We start from the raw sequence: 18,085 nt of genomic DNA on the forward strand, positions 1-18,085 counted from the left end.
GCTGAGAAAGGTCTACGGGATGAACTGTAGATTAATCCACCGGCGCCGACTGTGCATGATCTCGATCAGGGCTTCTCGCCTTTGAGCTGGCGCCGGCTGATGTCTGCCAGGCAGGTGCCGAGTTCGCCTAAGTGATCGATCACAGAATGCACTCCCAGCCCATACAGCGTCACGGTGGCCTTGCCGCGCTTGTGTTCGCGTTCCTTGTCGCTCAGTGCTTGCCATTGCTCGGGCGCTAAGCCACACAGCGAACCGCAGGAGGCCAGGCCGATGGTCCACAGCCCGGCGTTAAGTCCCGATTGCAACAAGCGCGGCTCGCCGCTGACCAGGACGCAGCCTTCAAGGCGTTCGATATTCAATTCCATCAGCGCTTGCCAGCACGCGTGGGGGGCGGGCCAGCGGATGGAGGAGGGCGAGGCTGCTTTGAGCCAGGTGGGCAAGGTGGCGGCCAAAGGAGTGGTCACCGCAGGCGGCAGCTCATCCAGCCAAGCGCAGGGCACGCCCAGCTCTTTGAGGTTGCGCAGGATTTTCAGGGCGCCCGGCGTGGCTTGTGAATCCGGGGAAGGAGAGTCGGTGCGCGCCTGTGAGCCAAAATCCACTAGGCAGCCACTCAGGCCAAACAGCACGGCGGTCAAGGCGGGTGCGCTGGTGATTGCAATCTCGGCTTGAGGCATGTCGACATCCCTGAAATAGCTGTGACGCTATCGAGGCAGGATGACAGTCCGATGACAGTTGGCTCAATTGTAGGAATTTTGTCCATTTGCGGTATGAGTTTTCCCGGCGGCTGCCTAATTGGGCACTTCCGTCATATACTGGCTACCTTATTCAGGGCATAGCGCCCATGACAGACCATTCAAGGAGCAAAAGCTATGCGCTGGAGCCACTACTTCGCTCAGCTGTCGGTGTGTGCCACCGTTCTGCTGGCCCCGTTCGCTGTGCAAGCTGCGTCGGAAGATGATCCATGGGAAAGCGTCAACCGCCCGATCTTTACCTTCAACGACACTGTTGATACCTATGCCCTCAAGCCATTGGCCCAAGGCTATCAATGGATCACTCCGCAATTTGTTGAAGACGGTATCCACAACTTCTTCCGCAACATCGGCGACGTCGGCAACCTGGCCAACAATGTGTTGCAGCTCAAACCTCACAATGCAGGTGTCGATACTGCCCGTTTGCTGGTTAACACCACGTTCGGTGTGCTGGGCTTCATCGACGTAGGCACCAAAATGGGGCTGCAACGCAGCGATGAAGACTTCGGCCAGACACTCGGCTACTGGGGCGTTGGCAGCGGTCCGTACGTGATGATCCCTCTGCTGGGTCCAAGCACCCTGCGTGATGCGCCGTCCAAGTACGTCGACAGCTACACCCAGCCTTATCGCTATATGGATGATGTGTCCCTGCGCAACAGCGTCATGGGCCTTGGCATCGTCGACGCCCGTGCCAGCTTGCTCGACAGTGAGAAGCTGATCACCGGCGACAAATACACCTTCATTCGTAACGCCTACCTGCAGAACCGTGAGTTCAAGGTCAAAGATGGCAAGGTCGTCGACGACTTTTAAGAGGTGATCGTTTGAAATGAAAAAAGGCGATCCTGAGTGATCGCCTTTTTTGTGCGCGGGTTTCAGCGCATTTTCAGGATGCTGAGGCCCAATTGCTGATCATTGCCCACCGTTTTGGCCCACACCACTTTGGTATCTGCCTCCAGGCCTTTAAGGGCCGCATGTTCTGAATCAATGCGCACGGTCAGCAGGTCTCCTACGTTGAACTGGCGCGGTGCCTGCACTTGCATTCCGGAGCTGGAAAGATCCACGCAAACCCCAGCAATCTCTTGGCCTTCGTGGATCAAAGACACATCGGCATCCACTCGCATGCGGATGAAATCGCGTTTCTCGGCGTAGTCGCGCTCGTGTTCGCTCATGGGTTCCATCCTTACTTTGTGTTGTGGTCGTGGCTGTTCTTATAACTCCCGGTGATTTGCGATGTAAAGACGCCTGGCGACCATCGGCATGAGCTTGAAACACCTGGCGGATGGGAGTACCGTCTGCGCCTTAGAAGGGCACCTCTGCTTTACAGTTGTGCGTGGGCAAAACGCCTACGCTTTTGTAGGACAGAGAGGCTAGAAAGCGAATCCAGTAGTGTGACCCCGGCCATTGCCGAGTTGCCTACGCCAACCTAATTCTGGCGCCGTTTGCCCACATGCAAAAAACCAGTGCCACGCTGCTGATAATCGATGACGACGAAGTAGTGCGCGCGAGTCTCGCGGCCTATTTGGAAGACAGTGGCTTCAGCGTCCTGCAGGCCAGTAATGGCCAACAGGGTCTCCAGGTATTCGAGCGCGACCAGCCCGACCTCGTGATCTGCGACTTGCGCATGCCCCAGATGGGCGGCCTGGAGCTGATTCGCCAGGTGACTGAGCTTGCCCCGCAGACTCCGGTGATTGTTGTGTCCGGTGCCGGCGTGATGAACGACGCCGTTGAGGCCTTGCGCCTGGGCGCCGCCGACTACCTGATCAAACCCCTGGAAGACCTTGCGGTGCTGGAGCACTCAGTGCGCCGCGCGTTGGATCGTGCACGTCTGCTGGTCGAGAACCAGCGTTACCGCGAAAAGCTCGAAACCGCCAACCGCGAGCTCGAAGCCAGCCTGAACCTGCTCCAGGAAGACCAGAACGCCGGTCGCCAGGTACAGATGAACATGCTGCCGGTCAGCCCATGGACCATCGACGAGTTCAAGTTTGCGCACCAGATCATCCCTTCGCTGTACCTGTCGGGTGATTTTGTCGACTACTTCCGTGTGGATGAGCGACGTGTGGCGTTCTATCTGGCCGACGTTTCGGGCCACGGTGCTTCCTCTGCTTTTGTCACCGTGTTGTTGAAATTCATGACCACACGGCTGTTGTTTGAATCCAAGCGCAATGGCACCTTGCCGGAATTCACCCCCTCCGAGGTGCTGGGCCACATCAACCGAGGCCTGATCAGCTGCAAGCTGGGCAAGCACGTGACGATGGTAGGCGGCGTGATCGATGAAGAAACCGGTCTTTTGACCTACAGCATTGGCGGTCACCTGCCGATGCCTGTTTTATACACTCCAGACAGTGTGCGTTACCTGGAAGGGCGTGGTCTGCCCGTCGGCTTGTTCAATGAAGCCACCTACGAAGACCACATTTTGGAACTGCCGCCGACCTTCAGCCTGACGCTGATGTCCGATGGCATCCTGGACCTTCTTCCAGAGCCTACACTCAAAGAGAAAGAAGCCGCCTTGCCCCAACGGGTCAAGGCAGCTGGCGGCAGCCTGGATGGCCTGCGGCAGGTTTTTGGATTGGCCACGCTAGGGGAGATGCCGGATGATATCGCCCTATTGGTGTTGAGCAGGAATCTTTGATGAGTACCGGAAGAATCCAATTCGCTGAGCAAGACGGGACCTTCGTCCTGAAGTTTGTCGGTGAAGTGCGCCTGACCTTATGTTCGGCGCTGGATGCGACGATTGAGCGGATCTTCACTGCGCTGAACTTCTCGGCGATCGTGATCGATCTGACTGAAACTCGCAGCATTGACAGCACCACCCTTGGGCTATTAGCCAAGTTGTCCATTCTGTCTCGGCAGAAGGTTGGCCTGTTGCCGACCGTCGTCACCACCCACGAAGACATCACCCGGCTGCTGCAGTCCATGGGCTTTGATCAGGTGTTCAACATCGTTGATCGTCCGATTCCTTGCCCGGAATGTCTTACCGACCTCCCGTCCCAGGATCAGTCCGAAGAAATGGTGCGGGTGAAGGTGCTGGAAGCGCACAAGATCCTGATGGGCCTCAATGAGTCCAATCGCGAAGCGTTTCACGACCTCGTCAACGCCCTCGAGCGTCACTGATCCTTCTGTCGAACACATTCCAAATGTCGGAGGAGCCTCGATAGCGCAGTGTCAGTCAGTACATTCACAACTGACTCACCGCTATCAGGAGCAGCCGCTCCCGCAGTTGAGCTGAGATCGGTTTGAGACACAAAAAAAGGGCGGTACCCTCACAGGTACCGCCCTTTTTGCCGTCCCCGCTGTTTACAGCTTGGCGGACAACAGCGCCTCAAGTTTTTCCTGGTCACGGGCAAACTGACGAATGCCCTCCGCCAGCTTCTCAGTCGCCATCGCATCTTCGTTGGACTCCCAACGGAACTGCGCTTCAGTCATATGCACTCGCGCTTCACCGGCATGGCCAGGCGACAGCTTACGCTCCAGTTTGCCTTCATCCGCCGCCAGCTTCTCCAGCAGGTCCGGGCTGATGGTCAGGCGATCACACCCGGCCAATTCTTCAATCTGGCTCAGGTTACGGAAGCTCGCACCCATCACTACCGTTTTATAACCATTAGCCTTGTAGTAGTTGTAGATGCGCGTAACCGACTGCACGCCCGGATCATCGGAGCCGGTGTAGTCGTTACCGTTGGCCTTCTTGTACCAATCGTATATGCGGCCCACGAACGGCGAAATCAGGAATACCCCAGCCTCAGCACACGCCACAGCCTGGGCAAAGGAGAACAACAGTGTCAGGTTGGTCTGGATCCCTTCTTTCTCCAGCTTCTCTGCCGCGCGGATGCCTTCCCAGGTAGAGGCGATCTTGACCAGTACACGGTCGCGGCCAACGCCGGCTTTTTCGTACAGGTCGATCAAGCGGTGCGCACGCTTGAGAATGGCGGCCTCGTCGAACGACAGGCGGGCATCCACTTCGGTGGAAATGCGGCCCGGCACAACTTTAAGAATCTCTTGCCCCACCGCGACCGCAAAACGGTCGCTGGCCAGGCCCACATCACCGTTGCAGTCCTGCACGCACTCATCCAGCAGCTTGGCATAGCCCGGAATCGACGCGGCCTTGAGCAGTAGGGAAGGGTTGGTGGTTGCATCCTGCGGCTTGAGCTTGGCGAGGGTGGAAAAATCGCCGGTATCGGCTACGACAGTGGTGAATTGCTTGAGTTGTTCCAGCTTGGAAGTCATGAGCGTGCTCTGTCCTATGGGTCTGATGACATTACCCGAGCGCCGAGAGGCGCTCAAGGGCGCAAATGCGTTCGATCGTTTGCGAGGGCAACAACCTGAAAACAGCCGTTTGAATGACCGGCCGTGGTGCTAAATAGGAGGGCAAATTCGCCAGCAGGTTCAACCCAACTGCCCGATGACACTTGGATATCGCCTTCATGCCTACTGATGCCTTCCCCGGCACACACCGCACCAAATGTGGGAGGGGGCTTGCCCCCGATGACGGTGTGCCAGCTCAGCCAATAATCAACGGACTCCCCTGGAAGCCACCCAATCAACGCCCTTCCAACAAAGCCCCAGCCTGATCCAACAATGCCAACGGATCCGCGGCCTTATGAATATCCACCGACAGCAACTGCCTGAACTTGCGTGCCCCAGGGAACCCAGTGCCCAGTCCCAGCACATGCCGCGTAATATGATGCATCGTCCCGCCACCGGCCAAATGCTCAGCAATGTAAGGCCGCAAGTGCGCCAACGCGTCCGCCCGACTGATCACCGGCTGTGCACTGCCAAACAACTGCTGATCCACCTCCGCCAGCAAATACGGATTGTGATAAGCCTCCCGCCCCAACATCACGCCATCAAACGTCTGCAAGTGCTCATGGCACTGCTCCAGCGTCTTGATGCCCCCGTTGAGCACAATCTCCAACTCAGGGAAGTCCTGCTTCAACTGCGCCGCCACGTCATAGCGCAAGGGCGGAATGTCCCGATTCTCCTTAGGCGATAACCCCTCCAGAATCGCAATCCGCGCATGCACGGTGAAACTGGTGCAACCGGCGTCCTTCACCGTCCCGACGAAATCACACAACTGCGCATAACTGTCCCGGCCATTGATCCCGATACGGTGTTTCACCGTCACCGGAATCGACACCGCATCACGCATCGCCTTCACACAATCGGCCACCAGCGCCGGATGAGCCATCAGGATCGCGCCAATCATATTGTTCTGCACCCGATCGCTGGGGCAGCCGACGTTCAAGTTCACTTCGTCGTAACCAGCGGCCTCGGCCATGCGCGCGCAGGCCGCCAGATCCGCCGGAACGCTACCGCCCAATTGCAGAGCAAGGGGGTGCTCGGCCTCGCTGTGACGCAGGAAACGCTCATGGTCGCCATGGAGGATCGCCCCAGTGGTGACCATTTCGGTGTAGAGCAGGGCGTGTTTGGAGAGCAGGCGCAGGAAGAACCGGCAGTGGCGGTCGGTCCAATCCATCATGGGTGCAACGCTAAAGCGCCGAGACAGTGCGGGGCTTGATTCTGCTGGGCTAAAGCTCTGTTTATCTAGCATTTTACTCAACGTGTTCTTGACGAGTTTTAGGGCGTTTTCAGGCGTTTTTGGAGGCTCGGTGGTACGATGTACCACCTCAAAACAGACGCGTACCACTTTCGATATGGCGACTATCAGGGCAAGAAAACTGGCGGATGGGACTGTGAGCTACACGGCTCAAATCCGCATCAAACGCGACGGAGTGCAAGTCTACCAAGAGAGCCAGACCTTCGCCCGGAAACAGGCCGCCCAGGCGTGGACGCGCAAGCGTGAATCGGAGTTGGATGAACCTGGTGCGATCGAGCGTGCGAGCCGTAAGGGCGTCACCGTCAAAGACATGATCGATCAGTACCTGGTGGAAGTGGAGAAGGCCCGCCCGCTAGGCAAAACCAAAAAGGCCACGCTCGAAGCGATCGGCAAGATGGACATCGGCAAGCTAAACGACACAGACATAAATACCCAACGCCTGGTCGACTTCGCCCTTTGGCGGATGAGCAAGGAGGGCGGAGGTGTCCAGCCGCAAACCGCCGGCAACGACCTGGCGCACCTCGGCGCCGTCCTGGCCATCGCCAAAGACGCCTGGGGCTACCAGGTCGATCCGCTCGCCATGGGCGGCGCCCGACGCGTGCTGCGTAAGCTGGGCTATAACCTAAAAAGCCGCGAGCGAGACCGCCGGCCTACCCTGGACGAACTGGCAAACGTGCTGACGCACTACCAGGCGATGCAGGCGCGGCGCCCGAGCGTCATCAATATGCTCAAGGTCGTGGGCTTTGCCCTGTTCTCCACCCGCCGGCTGGATGAAATCACCCGTATCCGCTGGGACGACGTCGATGAGCCAGGCCAGCGTGTGCTGGTGCGCGACATGAAAAACCCCGGCCAGAAGATTGGCAACGACGTGTGGTGCTACCTGCCGGACGAGGCGTGGCAGATCCTCCAGACCATGCCGAAGGCCGGCGAAGACATATTCCCCTACAGCCCTGAATCGATCTCCACGTCCTGGGCTAAAGCCTGCAAGTTCTTGACCATCGTGGATCTGCACTTCCACGACCTTCGTCATGAGGGTGTCAGTCGGCTGTTTGAAATGGACTGGGACATCCCGCGCGTGGCGAGTGTTTCCGGGCACCGGGATTGGAATTCAATGAGGCGATACACCCACCTGCGCGGCAAGGGTGATCGTTACGTGGGCTGGGAATGGCACGACAAGATACTGAGGGCGCCCGTCCAACTGGGCGCCGCATCAGAGAAGTGGCTCAAACGACGCGTTTTATCCCGTTGAGCTGGTTGTGTTCTTTTACAGCGGCGGCGCGCTGCGAGTCGAGGTATGCGGCCAGGTCAGTGAGATGGATGCCCTTGGCTGATTTCTGGCTCGGCTCCAGGCGGGTGATGGGCAGCTTGATCTGACCACTCATAACCTTGCGTTGGAACATTTCCGGTGTCAGGTGCGTGAAGTAATCCCGGCACACCAACTCCAGCGAGATAATCGCCTGGCCATCGTATTGGGCCATCAGGATGAAGGCTGTGTTCATGGTGGTCTCCTTACATCCGAAACGATTGATGAATGAACGCAGGCTGCGCTTTATGTTCTGCAGGTTTCGCGTCATTGCCCTGGGTCTCGCAAACGAACCGATGCCTCTTTCGGTTGAGCGCAGTCAGGGCCTCGGTAAGGCCTTGCACGACGCCGGTGCATTGCTCATATGCGAGAGGGCCATTCCAGCTATCAGCCTTCACCACTTGGCAATCCGTTCGGGTTGCATCTGCGCAGAGGTAAAGCAGAAGGAATACCGTCATACGCTAACCTCCCATGAGCATGCGCGTCAGTGCATTGGGCTTGCCGTCCGGTGTCAGCTTGTCGAGTGGTTGGGTGACAGTGCGACCGTTCGCGGCGCGTAGGGTGGCAACGTTGCCGTCGATCCCTACGATCACGCCCGTGCGTGCGTTGAGTCGGTACTCCCGACCACCGCCGCTCATTTCGATGTAGCTGGCCTTGTCGCCGACAGCCAGTGGTGTTGTGGTAGCCTCTGCGGTGCCGCCTTTGGGTCGATTCACTTGCATGGTGCTTCTCCTTTGGGTGGTCGGTGTCGAGGGGTTGCAGCCCCTCGGCACCACCTTCTTATTGGCTTTCGCCGGTTGGGTTTTGCTTGCGCACCAAGTGCAGCAGCAGGTTTTCAAACTCAACAACCTCATCCGTTGCTGACTGCCATTCCAGGACTGCCTGGATCTGATCCCGGCTGCACTCCAGCACTAGAATTTCTTTGTCGCTTACCGCACGAACCTCAAGGATCGCGACCAGGCCCGCTGGGTCGTAGGCCTCGGCGTGAACAATTTTCCCGGACTCGTTAAACCAGTCCTTCAGCTCTTTCAGGTGCCGAAGGCGGTTGGTCTCGCCCTGCTGGCCCTCGCCGGTGATGACTTGTACGTGCATGGTGCTTCTCCTTTGGGTGGTGGCCAGCGTTGCAGCGCATGGCGGGTGTTGCCGTTGATTGGTCAGGCCTGAAAGTGCCAGCACTTCACGATGGGTTGTTTAGTGATGACTGCGTTGCTGGTCTTCGCCTGGTGAGCCCGTACAGCGCTGTCAGTGGCTTTATTGATATCGAGCAGCTTCCGGGAACGGGAGTCTTTCAGGCGGTCGCGCAACTCGCTGACGTCGGCGATCTTCTGGCGATGTTCGGCTGCACACTTCACAAAGTCGTTGAGGTTGATGGCGATGACGTTGTCTTTTTTGCTGTGGTTGACTACTGGGCCGTCGGCGTCGAGACCTTCCAGGTACTCGTACACTTCCCAGAATTCAGCCACCACCGGATGGTCGGAGCTGATCGAGGACTGGCGCTCGATCGCCATGCGGATGATCTGCGTGCGGGTGTGGCTGATCTGCGGATCGCTGAGCGGCACCACCATGCGCAGGCAGTCCAGCAGGGCGAGCAGTTGGGCGTGGTTCTTGTTGATTCGCTCCACCCGGATGTACCCGCGCAGCTTGTTGCCACAATGCTGACAATCGGCTTGCTCGTCCTGAAACGGTGTCTCGCATGCAAAGCAATGCGAATGCAGGTTGCGCAACTTCGCCTCGTAGCCAGGGATGCGCTGGGCAAACAGCTCTAGCACTTCCAGCTCCTTACGAACGGCCTGCAGCACAAAGTTGCTGAGCGTCGAGCCTTCCAGCGCATTGAGCCGATCTGCTGCCGCACGGCTCTCAGGCGTTACGTTCGGGCGTACAAAGTGCAGTTTCACAATCCGGGTCATGATCGCTTCAGACGCCACCACAGGGGCGTTTTGGCTGATGGCAATCGTGCCGCGAAAAGGGGGTTCGTACGTTTCGTTGCCGGCGGTTTTAACGCCCTTGGTTGCGAGTGTGCCGCCGCCGTAGTAGTCCTTGAGTTCGTCCCATTCGAAGGTTTTGGCGTGGGCCTTGTCATCGCCGCTTCGGTCCGACTCCAGCAGCACAATGGGCATGCCCGATACCTGTCCCATCAGGCGGCTACGGCCTGCCTTGGTGGACTTGGATGGGTCGAACCCTTCGTATCCGTCCCGGCCTGCCAGTTTCCAGAGCAGGGTAAGCAAGGTGGTTTTACCGGCGCCGGCCTCGCCCGTGGCTTCAAGGAACGGAAACGACTGGTAGCGGTTGCGGATCTGTTCGGCAAACAGTGAGCCAAACCAGAACGTCAGCGCGACGATTCCCTGGGCTCCAAAGCACTGCCACAGAAGGCCCAGCCACTGTTGGTCGTAGTTTTTGCTGTCCTTCTCCAGATCGATCTTCACACCTTTTTGCAGGGTCTTGAGCTTCAGCTTGCCCATCTCAAAAAACTCCTCCTCGTTGATGTGGATGACCTGGCCTTCGCGGACGGCGACGTCGTTGAACACGTAGCAGTGGTATTCCTTGCTGTAGCCCACGTAGTCGATGGTCTGAACGGTCTTGATGCCGAAAAGCTGGTCTTTCATGAGTTTGTCCAACTGTTGTCCACTGCCGGTGAACACGGCCCCGGCACCCATGCCGAGAAGTCTTTTTTTGAATTCGCTCGCGGCGGCGACCTGGCCCCCGGTGAAGGTGTTTTTCACGGACCCACCGTCGTGGGGGAAGTCGACGCGGAAGAAGTACCAAGACTCGTCAGTAATCTCGTTGCGCTGGAAATAGAGGGCTTTGGGGTAGCAGTTGGCGATTTCGACGACGCATCCGGCCACGTTCAGCGCCTTCTCCCGCAGCTGCTTTTCGTTCAGCACTTGGGCTTCCTGGTCGTCGCTTTTCTCCAACGCTTGCTTGGCGCTGTTGTATTTCGCAAGGTCCAATTTCCACCAGTACAGGCGGGAGTCGAAGCAGAAGTGAAACTCCTCGCGCTCGCGCCATTGGTACATAAGCAACGCCTTATCGCTGGCACTGTCTGCGATAAGCAGGGCGCCCTGGTGACGGGCTTCCTTCAGGTCTTTTTCGATGCGTTCCGCACGGGCTTTCTCGTCGTCGATAAATGCCCAGCGCTGGTGCAAATCGTTCCAGTCAACCTTGCGTGCATCCGGCTGCGTGACCTGGGCGGCTTCGCAGGTAAAGCCAAGTTCGCGGGCACGTTTCACCCAGGTACGGGTGTATTTGTGAGCGCCTGGCTCGTTGTCCAAGGCCCAAACCAACTTGGGAGTTTTGCCGCCGCGAGCGGTGATGAGGGCCTTCAGCGATTCTTCTGGAAAAGCGTTTGATGACAGGGCGGCGACGGCCGAGATACCATTTTGAATGAGCGCAATGGCGTCGAAGATGCCCTCAACAATCCACAGTTCGTTCACCTCCAGCAGGTCCAAGCACGGTGGGCTCCACCAATGCCCTCGGTAGCTTTTGAGGGGCTGGAACCGGGCCTTTTTCTTGCCGAAGCGGGAAGGCTGATCAATCAGGCGCTCCCAGTACCCGCCATGCTCCAGCGGAAACCGCACGGTTGCAGAGCCGATATTCAAGTCGCGATCGAAGTAGCTTTCCTGGGTGTACCAGCCCTCAATCAGCTCAAGACGGAAACCCCGTGCGAACGCCAGGTATGCCTTGGCACTTGCGGCTGGCTGATCACTGGTGGCCGGTGCCCGCTTGCTCCAGTCGTCGAACAGGTCCGGGTACAGTTCTTTGACCGGAGCCATGTACCGGCATTTTTCTTCGCGGCCACAGCGGATGAACCACGGTTCGTCGTGGCGGGAAAAAAGGCGTTTCTGGTTGCACTGAGGGCAGGTGCCCTTGCGCATGTAATGCGTGCCGGTCATGTGCTGGAGGCCGTAATCGGACTCCAGACGCTGAAGTACATCAGCCCGGATCTTGTCCTCCATGGGCTTACGTATCACTGCGGGCGCTCCGCAGTCGGCGCCACGAGCTGCTTTTTCAGCTCGTGGCGCGTCTTGCCAATGCCCGCCAGGTGTGGATAGTCGGCAAGCACTTTTGGCCCACGCTGGCCGTTGGGTACATTCCGGTAGCGATCGGAGTACCAAATATCAGCCATGGTGACTTCGTACTGACTGGTCAGCCACAGCAGGTAGTGCTGCGCCTGCTGTTCGTCCAGCTCCAGTTTTATGGTGATTTTGCTCATTTCAGCCACCAGTAAGTTGCAAATTTCCCCTACCCACGCGGTGCGGGCATCCATCAGGGAGTGGTTTCGGGTTAGTGCGGGAGGTTGCGAGTCAGCAGCAGGCGTGTCGGGAGCAAGCGCGCTGAAACGGGGTGTCGCTGTTGGGTGCAGTTGTCGAGCAGCCAGATGACCGGGCGGAATGGACCGCTGTTCGGGTGAACACCTAGCCAGGCAACGCGCTTGCAAGTCATGCTCTCGAACTCGGCGACGGCCAGTTCGGCAATGCGTTGCACTAGGTGTTGTGGGACTTCAAGCGACAGCGTCAGGTAGCGGGTGCAGTTCTCCAGCAACTGCGTATCACCTGCCAGATGCTCGCAGCGATGGCGGTAGAGGTAGGCCACCGCCGCTTGTTGCATCGCCGCACGGTAGTCACTGGCGGGGTTGGTAGTCAGGTTGATGGCGTTCATGCGGTCGTGGCCTCCATTTCCAGTTGGTCCAGCAGATCGGGTTGATCGTTGGCTGTTTTCATTGCCTGGCGACGAATGACCACATCTGCAACTGGCAGCTTTACAGCTGGGTTGGGCATGCCGCTTGGGCTCAGTTCGTGGGTCATTTGAAACTCAGCACGCACCGCCCAGCCGCAGGCTTCGTTCGTGCATTGCATGTAAGTGATTCGCAGGAAAATGTGTTGGCCTTCGCTGGTGCGGATGCGCATACGGCCGTGGCAGTGAGGGCAGACCAGTTTGTAAGTGCTCACTAAACAGCTCCCTGGCTGTACAGCTGGATAGTCGCGAACACCTCGGCGTAACGGGCCGACATGTAGGTGAGTAGGGCGGCGATAATCGCGTCGGCTTCACGCTTTTCGATAACACCGTCATCCAGGGCTGTTGACATGATCTGGTCGACCTTGCCCCGCTGAGCCGAGGCCTTGAGCGAGCGGCTGTACAACTCCACGTTGTCCAGGCTCTCCGGGACGCTCAGCGGAACGAACATGCCGCCGTACATTGAAGCGATGTAGTCCGCCAGGAATGTGGTCCCGGCGACTTGCTCCAGACGATGAATATGTTCATCGGTCAGCGGGCGGCTGCCGGCGTTCTCGTAGGCTTGGTTATCAAACTTCTTCAGCGGCATGCCGAGATCTGCCGAGGCGTACATCCGACCGCCTGGGTAGGCGCCGATGACGGCCATAACGACGCTCTTTCTGCTGTCTAGAACTGGGCGTTTCATCTTCTGGTTTCCCCTTGGAGCCAGAGGCCCTAGTTTGTGATCTTGCCGTCTTTGATCCCGAGCAATACAGCTGCTCTGTGTGCTTCGCCGCGACGGCCTTTCTTACGGCCGTTCAGCAGGTCGCTGACCAGATTTTTGTTCAAGCCATGTTGACGGCTAAATTCGGCAATGCTTTTACCCTCGCGATCAAGAACCGCGCGGGCTTGCTCGGGGGTCTGTAGGGCATGCATAGTGTTCGTCCGTGTTTAATCGTGTTCGACGAAAAGGATTCTTGGGCAGATTACTGTTCAAGTCAACTTATATTGATCAAAAAAATGCTCATTTCTTCGGGGGTAGGTGAACGCCTGCGGGAAGAACGCGAGCGGCTGGGTAAAAACCAGACCGACTTTGGCGTGTCCGCTGGGGTAAGCCGTGGCACTCAAAAGGCCTATGAGCTTGGGTCCAGCTCCCCCGATGTACGCTATCTCTCTGGCCTCCAAGAGCTTGGAGTTGACGTGCATTACGTGCTGACCGGTTCGCGGGTCGACACAAATCTCAACAACCTCAGTGAAGTCGAGTCGGCCGTCTTGGAGAGCATGCGTCAGATGTCAGAAGCGGACCGCAATGTGCTGTTGCGGACGGCGTCGGCATTTGCGAGCGCGGCAGCTCTGGACGGATTGAAGTCACCCAATTAGCGCAGTGCTGCTGTCGAAGCGGATTTGATACGCCGACCATGAGGGTCGGTTTTTTTCGTGGGAAATAGAAAGGAGCTGTTCGAATGGCGTTGAAGCCTTGTAAATCGTGTAACCACAAAGTGGATGCCACCGCAAAGGTCTGCCCAAGCTGTGGAGTAAAAAAACCTGGAGTCACCGTTAGGCAACAGTTCTTCGGACTTTTTATACTACTGGTGATAATCGCTGTAGCAGTGTCGATGTGTTCAAGTGGTAGCAAGGAAAAACCAGTCGAGAAAGTCGCACAGAAGTCTGCGACGACTGCTGTAGCGCCCCCCTCTTACGCGATTACTAAAGACGATTTTCGCGAAGGCAGGCCACGCAAAGTCGAGGTCATGCTTCCCAAGCGGTTAAGCGACGCAGACTTGGCCGAGGTTGCTAGAGCCGTTCGTGCTGATACCAAATTCAAAGCCGATAAAACCTTCATAGGATTCCGCGTCGAAGGTCAAACCGACAGCGCTTATTGGGCTAACGCCAGTTTCGACCCGAACTACAGAGCGTCTTTGATTGGTTTGAGCGCTAAGGACTACGAAGCCCTGAAAGCGCTAGACCTGAAAGCCTACCCGAACAGGATCGGCAGCTGGTTGCGGGACGGCGCGCTGGGTCATGTGATGGTGCTGTACAAGCAAAGCGACAAGTATCTAATCGACTCTGTCTTTGCCAGCGGTGGGAAAAATACAAATCACTTTGTAGGAAAAAAGCAACCGGATGGCGGTCTGAGACTGGACGACCCTGAGACCAGTTTCAACGAGCACTATTTGGTTGATGCCAAGGGCAATTTGCAAGGGTGGGGGGAGAACGGCGTGTACATGACGCTGCCCCCGTTTAAGCCCGCGCATTGACGTAACAGCACACACATTTTTTCATTGGCGTCCGATGACACAGCAAAACGTGAGAGAGATTGGCTGTTCCCCGGGAGACTTTAACGGCGCTACGTAGGCGCCGAGTGCCCGTTGCGTGTGAAAGGAGTATTCGCATGATGGTGAACAGCGGTGTGTCGGAAAGCAAAGGAGCAGACGTAGACGCGAACTGCCTTAGCGATCTGGAAGTGATATTGCTGGCAATGTTTAGGGCAATCAGTGCTCAGAGGCAAAAAGATTTACTGCGGTTGCTAGAAGTTTTTACGCAACTGTCTGAATAGATTTTATGATGCCTCGGACTTGTGCCGGGTCCTACCAGGACGGCGATTTTTTTCTTTTATGGATGGGAGGTCGTATGAGCAGCGAAATAGATGTATGGGCTGATGATTTTATGAATCGTAAGTCAAGTAGCGATTTCTTAACAAAATATATATTGGCAAATGAACACGTAAAAGTATTGAATGTGAATTCGCCTTGGGGTTCAGGTAAGACGTTTTTTTTGGATCGCTGGAGAAAGCAACTTAGCAAAGAGCATGTATGCATCTTTTTTAACGCGTGGGAGACCGATTATTCGGCTGAGCCTTTGCTTGCTCTCGTAACTTGCGTGGAACAGCAGACTAAGGATAAACTTGATATAACAGCTACGGAAGCTGGTAAGCGTACCGTAGATTTGGCCGCGAAAATATTCAAGAAAGCGGCCCCTTTGATCGCAAAGGGATTAGTTAGGAAATATGTGGGTGTCGAGCTTAATGACTTATTTGGTGAGGAGGGCGGGAAGGACGCCGTTGATGCAACAGAAGACCTTGTTTCATCTCTCATTGAAGATCAGTCAAAAACGACCAGGCATGTGGAGGAGTTTAAGGCAGCTGTCGTCGAGAGGTTGAATGTCGCGGCTGAAAATAATAATCTAAAAAAGCCAGCTTTCATTTTTATTGATGAGTTAGATCGTTGTCGTCCAACCTACGCGATCGAATTGTTAGAGCGTATTAAACATTTTTTTGAGTTGGATGGGTGCCGATTCGTAATCGCCTCAGACTCAAAACAGTTGGCCCATTCCATTCGTGCCGTCTATGGACAAGGTTTCTCCTCAGAACGATACCTCAACAGATTTTTTGATGCTGAGTTTAACCTGGATAATGGTGATATCGTTGATTTGGTGCGGAACACGTTACCTGTCATAAGTTCGATGTCCCTTGAGTTAAATGTCTCTGGTGAAGTGGTTCATAATTTTTACGATAGGAGCGAAGTTAAGCAAGCGCAAAAAAATACGATTGTTAGTAGTGTGAAAGGTGTTACGGAAAATCAAATAATTGTTATTGGTCTTTGTAAGTATTTTAAAGTTGAGTTGCGAGAGCTCGCGAATTATATAAAGCAAATAAAGAGTGCTGCAGATACTATAGGTGAAGATGTCCAGTTTTTCTGGTTGGCGTACTTGGTTTTTTTCAAGGCGTCAAAAGCAGATGAGTACGCTGATCTTTGGGATGCGGATAAGTGGCGAAAAGCTATAAACTCTTACGAGACTACAAAAGCTGATATGGTCACGTTCTATTTTATACGCGATGTATCGACACCAGCGGATCTTGCAAGATATTATTTAACGATATTATATGCTGACCGCCAGGAGATTTCACAGCTGTCGTCTGATCTCCATTCATGGAGACATCTTGTATATTACGGCACTATTAACAACGTTGCTCGCCTCCGATCCTATAGAGATATCGTAGAGTTGGCCCACCGATTATCGTAGTGGCATCCATTAGCCCGGCGCCTGTCGGGCTTAACGGACATTACCTATAAATCCGGTGTCATTCTCTTCCACTCTCGATCCACCGCTCGCTTAGCCGTCTTTTCACTGGCGTACAACCATCGCAACCGTCTGGGCTTCGTCTGATCCCCCGCTGTAGTCATCTTTTCCTTTCCGGTTTTTTGGTCGCGGTAGTACGCGATGATCCCCGTGTAATGCCCCTTGTTCTCCTCCGCCAGATCCTCAACGTTGTCCTCCGGCAGCTTGCTCTCCAGTTCCAGTCTGACGGTGTAGCCACCATCCGCACTCAGGCTGTGTTGCACATTCCCGCCGTACCAGATGATCTCGTCGATTTCCTCTTTCACCCCTTGGAGTGTGTAGGTCAGCTCCGGTATCAGATCCGGCCGGCCCATCGCCAGGTTGTAGCTAAGCGTGGCGCTACCACGTTGCAGGCGCCGGAACTCTGCACGGGCAGCGCGCAGGGCTGACTGCTGGTCGCTGTAGGTGTGGCGCAGGTCTTTGAGATTGTCGCCGCCGCCGGCAATGGCTTCCTGTTTCTTGGCGCTGTTCACGTCGTAGTAATAGGCACGCACGCCGTCGTAACTGTCACGGTCGGCTTGTAAGTAGCGGTGCTGGTCGCCGTCGGCGCGGGTGAGGGTGATGTGTGGCAGATCCATGCCGCTGGCGGTTTTGCCGCCGCCCGCTGGAAGGCACAGCAGGCAGCCGGCTTTGACGCTGGCCACCGCGTCGAATTCTTCGGCCAGGCGGCTTATCAGGTTGGCGTCGGATTCGTTCGCCTGGTCTAGCTGCAGGATGGGCAAGCCGTGCAGTGCACTGGCGATCGTGGCGGTGAGGCCGTTGCCGATGGCGATATCGCCCAGGACGCCGCCGAGTGTGGTGTTGCTCCAGCTGCGCTCGCGCTTGGTTTTCAGGCCCTTGCGCAAGTCTGCCGATCTGGCGCGAATGCTGAGCACGTCCGGCGCGCCGCTGTGTTCGGTTTCGTCGACAGTGTACGTGCCTTTGTCGACCAGGCCGGTGTCACTCCAGCCCAGCCATAGTCGCAGCACCGCGCCCTTGGGTGGGATTGTCAGCAGGCCGTCGTGGTCGCTGAGGGTGATGCTCAGTTGGTCGGCCTCGACGCCGCGGTTGTCGGTCAGCTCCAGGCTCATCAGCCGCGGGCTGATCAGTTGAGCGATGTCGAGGCCGTCGACGGTGAGCCGGAAGGCCGGCACGGGATAGGCCGCGTCACGCATGTAGCGCTCGGCCGTGTTGCGCACGTAACCCGTGACCTTGGAGATGATGGCTTCGATCACAGCAGGCCCCGCAGGATGTTGACGCCGATGCTGGTAGCGGCGCCGAGCAGGTCGATGCGGTCGTCGTCGATGCGCTTGAGGCTCAGGGTGAATTCAATACGCCGTGGAGTGCCGTCGCTGAAAAAGAGGGTCTTGGTTTCGCTCAGGCTCTCGATCACCCACAGGCCGTAGATCCGTCCGGTGCCCTCGACCATGGGCCAAGCCTTGCCAGTGTTTGCCATTAAACGGATGGCGTCGAGGCTGAGGGCGGTACCGGCCAGCTCGGGGAAGATGATGCCGGGGAGGGTGATGGCGTCGTCGCCACGGCCTACAAACTGCCGCGCGGGCGCCGCGCCGATTCGATTGTTGCTGGCATGGCGCCAATCCGTTTGGCGCTGCAGCTCCTGGTAGGCAGCGGTGTGCAGGCTGAACACGAACATGCCGAGGGCCATCATCATGG

22 protein-coding genes are annotated in these 18,085 nt (G+C 56.7%); 7 read left to right on the forward strand and 15 right to left on the reverse strand.

From position 1 onward, the window contains the following. Positions 1 to 65: 65 nt before the first annotated feature. Complete coding sequence (locus tag CKW32_RS04235) at positions 66 to 674, reverse strand: hypothetical protein (protein ID WP_032888830.1); 609 nt, start codon at positions 672 to 674, stop codon at positions 66 to 68. Between the two features lie 195 nt (positions 675 to 869). Between CKW32_RS04235 and CKW32_RS04240 the strand changes: the two genes are divergently transcribed. Next, a complete protein-coding gene (locus CKW32_RS04240) occupies positions 870 to 1,559 on the forward strand; it encodes a VacJ family lipoprotein (protein ID WP_032888832.1) in 690 nt (229 codons plus the stop codon). Between the two features lie 62 nt (positions 1,560 to 1,621). Here CKW32_RS04240 and CKW32_RS04245 read toward each other — a convergent pair whose 3' ends face one another. Further along, positions 1,622 to 1,918, reverse strand: coding sequence for a PilZ domain-containing protein (locus tag CKW32_RS04245; protein WP_095184124.1), 297 nt, complete (start codon positions 1,916 to 1,918; stop codon positions 1,622 to 1,624). A 278-nt stretch (positions 1,919 to 2,196) separates the two neighbouring features. Here CKW32_RS04245 and rssB point away from each other — a divergent pair, with 278 nt between their 5' ends. Both rssB and rssC read left to right on the forward strand, forming a co-directional pair. Beyond that, the gene (gene rssB, locus CKW32_RS04250; protein ID WP_032888836.1) at positions 2,197 to 3,378 is read left to right on the forward strand and encodes a two-component system response regulator RssB; all 1,182 of its coding nucleotides are present in this window, start codon (positions 2,197 to 2,199) and stop codon (positions 3,376 to 3,378) included. Further along, entirely contained in the window at positions 3,378 to 3,860 is a 483-nt protein-coding gene (gene rssC / locus CKW32_RS04255) for an anti-sigma factor antagonist RssC (protein ID WP_032888838.1), read from the forward strand. Before rssB ends, rssC begins: the two co-directional genes overlap by 1 nt. A 183-nt stretch (positions 3,861 to 4,043) precedes the next feature. Here rssC and tal read toward each other — a convergent pair whose 3' ends face one another. After that, positions 4,044 to 4,970, reverse strand: a complete 927-nt coding sequence (tal, locus tag CKW32_RS04260; protein ID WP_032888840.1) for a transaldolase — start codon at positions 4,968 to 4,970, stop codon at positions 4,044 to 4,046. Positions 4,971 to 5,283: 313 nt separating this feature from the next. After that, complete coding sequence (dusA, locus tag CKW32_RS04265) at positions 5,284 to 6,294, reverse strand: tRNA dihydrouridine(20/20a) synthase DusA (protein WP_095184125.1); 1,011 nt, start codon at positions 6,292 to 6,294, stop codon at positions 5,284 to 5,286. A 103-nt stretch (positions 6,295 to 6,397) separates the two neighbouring features. Between dusA and CKW32_RS04270 the strand changes: the two genes are divergently transcribed. Continuing rightward, entirely contained in the window at positions 6,398 to 7,549 is a 1,152-nt protein-coding gene (locus CKW32_RS04270; RefSeq protein ID WP_095184126.1) for a site-specific integrase, read from the forward strand. Here CKW32_RS04270 and CKW32_RS04275 read toward each other — a convergent pair. From CKW32_RS04275 to CKW32_RS04320, 9 genes are all read right to left on the reverse strand, one after another. Continuing rightward, the gene (locus CKW32_RS04275; RefSeq protein ID WP_095184127.1) at positions 7,524 to 7,799 is read right to left on the reverse strand and encodes a pyocin activator PrtN family protein; all 276 of its coding nucleotides are present in this window, start codon (positions 7,797 to 7,799) and stop codon (positions 7,524 to 7,526) included. The two genes, CKW32_RS04270 and CKW32_RS04275, sit on opposite strands and share 26 nt — an antisense overlap. A 265-nt stretch (positions 7,800 to 8,064) precedes the next feature. Then, positions 8,065 to 8,325: a hypothetical protein gene (locus tag CKW32_RS04285; protein WP_095184129.1), complete on the reverse strand. Its 261-nt coding sequence runs from the start codon at positions 8,323 to 8,325 to the stop codon at positions 8,065 to 8,067. Between the two features lie 58 nt (positions 8,326 to 8,383). Continuing rightward, a complete protein-coding gene (locus tag CKW32_RS04290; protein WP_095184130.1) occupies positions 8,384 to 8,695 on the reverse strand; it encodes a hypothetical protein in 312 nt (103 codons plus the stop codon). Positions 8,696 to 8,757: 62 nt separating this feature from the next. Then, positions 8,758 to 11,556 carry a toprim domain-containing protein gene (locus CKW32_RS04295; RefSeq protein WP_177434255.1) on the reverse strand — a complete coding sequence of 933 codons (2,799 nt, stop codon included), beginning with the start codon at positions 11,554 to 11,556 and terminating at the stop codon, positions 8,758 to 8,760. A gap of 11 nt (positions 11,557 to 11,567) precedes the next feature. Then, entirely contained in the window at positions 11,568 to 11,813 is a 246-nt protein-coding gene (locus tag CKW32_RS04300) for a hypothetical protein (RefSeq protein ID WP_095184325.1), read from the reverse strand. Positions 11,814 to 11,884: 71 nt separating this feature from the next. Further along, entirely contained in the window at positions 11,885 to 12,259 is a 375-nt protein-coding gene (locus tag CKW32_RS04305) for a hypothetical protein (RefSeq protein WP_095184132.1), read from the reverse strand. Beyond that, positions 12,256 to 12,549, reverse strand: a complete 294-nt coding sequence (locus tag CKW32_RS04310; protein WP_095184133.1) for an ogr/Delta-like zinc finger family protein — start codon at positions 12,547 to 12,549, stop codon at positions 12,256 to 12,258. Before CKW32_RS04310 ends, CKW32_RS04305 begins: the two co-directional genes overlap by 4 nt. Next, positions 12,549 to 13,019, reverse strand: coding sequence for a YmfL family putative regulatory protein (locus tag CKW32_RS04315; RefSeq protein WP_095184134.1), 471 nt, complete (start codon positions 13,017 to 13,019; stop codon positions 12,549 to 12,551). Before CKW32_RS04315 ends, CKW32_RS04310 begins: the two co-directional genes overlap by 1 nt. Before the next feature lie 29 nt (positions 13,020 to 13,048). Beyond that, complete coding sequence (locus tag CKW32_RS04320; RefSeq protein WP_095184135.1) at positions 13,049 to 13,249, reverse strand: DNA-binding protein; 201 nt, start codon at positions 13,247 to 13,249, stop codon at positions 13,049 to 13,051. Positions 13,250 to 13,270: 21 nt separating this feature from the next. Between CKW32_RS04320 and CKW32_RS04325 the strand changes: the two genes are divergently transcribed. From CKW32_RS04325 to CKW32_RS04335, 3 genes are all read left to right on the forward strand, one after another. Next, complete coding sequence (locus tag CKW32_RS04325; protein ID WP_371853980.1) at positions 13,271 to 13,693, forward strand: XRE family transcriptional regulator; 423 nt, start codon at positions 13,271 to 13,273, stop codon at positions 13,691 to 13,693. 83 nt (positions 13,694 to 13,776) lie between these two features. Further along, the gene (locus tag CKW32_RS04330; RefSeq protein WP_095184137.1) at positions 13,777 to 14,571 is read left to right on the forward strand and encodes a zinc ribbon domain-containing protein; all 795 of its coding nucleotides are present in this window, start codon (positions 13,777 to 13,779) and stop codon (positions 14,569 to 14,571) included. Between the two features lie 373 nt (positions 14,572 to 14,944). Next, positions 14,945 to 16,336 (forward strand): P-loop NTPase fold protein, encoded by a 1,392-nt coding sequence (locus CKW32_RS04335; RefSeq protein WP_160016616.1) that lies wholly within the window; start codon positions 14,945 to 14,947, stop codon positions 16,334 to 16,336. Between the two features lie 44 nt (positions 16,337 to 16,380). On the opposite strand, the gene CKW32_RS04340 is transcribed toward CKW32_RS04335, so the two are convergent. Together CKW32_RS04340 and CKW32_RS04345 are read right to left on the reverse strand one after the other, a co-directional pair. Next, complete coding sequence (locus tag CKW32_RS04340) at positions 16,381 to 17,646, reverse strand: phage late control D family protein (RefSeq protein WP_095184139.1); 1,266 nt, start codon at positions 17,644 to 17,646, stop codon at positions 16,381 to 16,383. Beyond that, positions 17,643 to 18,083, reverse strand: a complete 441-nt coding sequence (locus CKW32_RS04345; protein WP_095184140.1) for a phage tail protein — start codon at positions 18,081 to 18,083, stop codon at positions 17,643 to 17,645. Before CKW32_RS04345 ends, CKW32_RS04340 begins: the two co-directional genes overlap by 4 nt. Positions 18,084 to 18,085: the final 2 nt, after the last annotated feature.

It is taken from the genome of Pseudomonas sp. Irchel 3H9, assembly GCF_900187495.1.
GTDB classification, from domain to species: Bacteria; Pseudomonadota; Gammaproteobacteria; order Pseudomonadales; family Pseudomonadaceae; genus Aquipseudomonas; species Aquipseudomonas sivasensis.

Excerpts from the sequence above, each read along its gene's own strand:
- CKW32_RS04300 (WP_095184325.1), bottom strand. The coding sequence starts at position 11,813 with ATGAGCAAAATCACCATAAAACTGGAGCTGGACGAACAGCAGGCGCAG.
- CKW32_RS04270 (WP_095184126.1), top strand. The coding sequence starts at position 6,398 with ATGGCGACTATCAGGGCAAGAAAACTGGCGGATGGGACTGTGAGCTAC.
- CKW32_RS04240 (WP_032888832.1), top strand. The coding sequence starts at position 870 with ATGCGCTGGAGCCACTACTTCGCTCAGCTGTCGGTGTGTGCCACCGTT.
- CKW32_RS04330 (WP_095184137.1), top strand. The coding sequence starts at position 13,777 with ATGGCGTTGAAGCCTTGTAAATCGTGTAACCACAAAGTGGATGCCACC.
- CKW32_RS04235 (WP_032888830.1), bottom strand. The coding sequence starts at position 674 with ATGCCTCAAGCCGAGATTGCAATCACCAGCGCACCCGCCTTGACCGCC.
- rssC (WP_032888838.1), top strand. The coding sequence starts at position 3,378 with ATGAGTACCGGAAGAATCCAATTCGCTGAGCAAGACGGGACCTTCGTC.
- dusA (WP_095184125.1), bottom strand. The coding sequence starts at position 6,294 with ATGCTAGATAAACAGAGCTTTAGCCCAGCAGAATCAAGCCCCGCACTG.
- CKW32_RS04320 (WP_095184135.1), bottom strand. The coding sequence starts at position 13,249 with ATGCATGCCCTACAGACCCCCGAGCAAGCCCGCGCGGTTCTTGATCGC.
- CKW32_RS04275 (WP_095184127.1), bottom strand. The coding sequence starts at position 7,799 with ATGAACACAGCCTTCATCCTGATGGCCCAATACGATGGCCAGGCGATT.
- tal (WP_032888840.1), bottom strand. The coding sequence starts at position 4,970 with ATGACTTCCAAGCTGGAACAACTCAAGCAATTCACCACTGTCGTAGCC.
- rssB (WP_032888836.1), top strand. The coding sequence starts at position 2,197 with ATGCAAAAAACCAGTGCCACGCTGCTGATAATCGATGACGACGAAGTA.
- CKW32_RS04335 (WP_160016616.1), top strand. The coding sequence starts at position 14,945 with ATGAGCAGCGAAATAGATGTATGGGCTGATGATTTTATGAATCGTAAG.
- CKW32_RS04305 (WP_095184132.1), bottom strand. The coding sequence starts at position 12,259 with ATGAACGCCATCAACCTGACTACCAACCCCGCCAGTGACTACCGTGCG.
- CKW32_RS04290 (WP_095184130.1), bottom strand. The coding sequence starts at position 8,695 with ATGCACGTACAAGTCATCACCGGCGAGGGCCAGCAGGGCGAGACCAAC.
- CKW32_RS04245 (WP_095184124.1), bottom strand. The coding sequence starts at position 1,918 with ATGAGCGAACACGAGCGCGACTACGCCGAGAAACGCGATTTCATCCGC.
- CKW32_RS04295 (WP_177434255.1), bottom strand. The coding sequence starts at position 11,556 with ATGGAGGACAAGATCCGGGCTGATGTACTTCAGCGTCTGGAGTCCGAT.
- CKW32_RS04315 (WP_095184134.1), bottom strand. The coding sequence starts at position 13,019 with ATGAAACGCCCAGTTCTAGACAGCAGAAAGAGCGTCGTTATGGCCGTC.
- CKW32_RS04285 (WP_095184129.1), bottom strand. The coding sequence starts at position 8,325 with ATGCAAGTGAATCGACCCAAAGGCGGCACCGCAGAGGCTACCACAACA.
- CKW32_RS04345 (WP_095184140.1), bottom strand. The coding sequence starts at position 18,083 with ATGATGATGGCCCTCGGCATGTTCGTGTTCAGCCTGCACACCGCTGCC.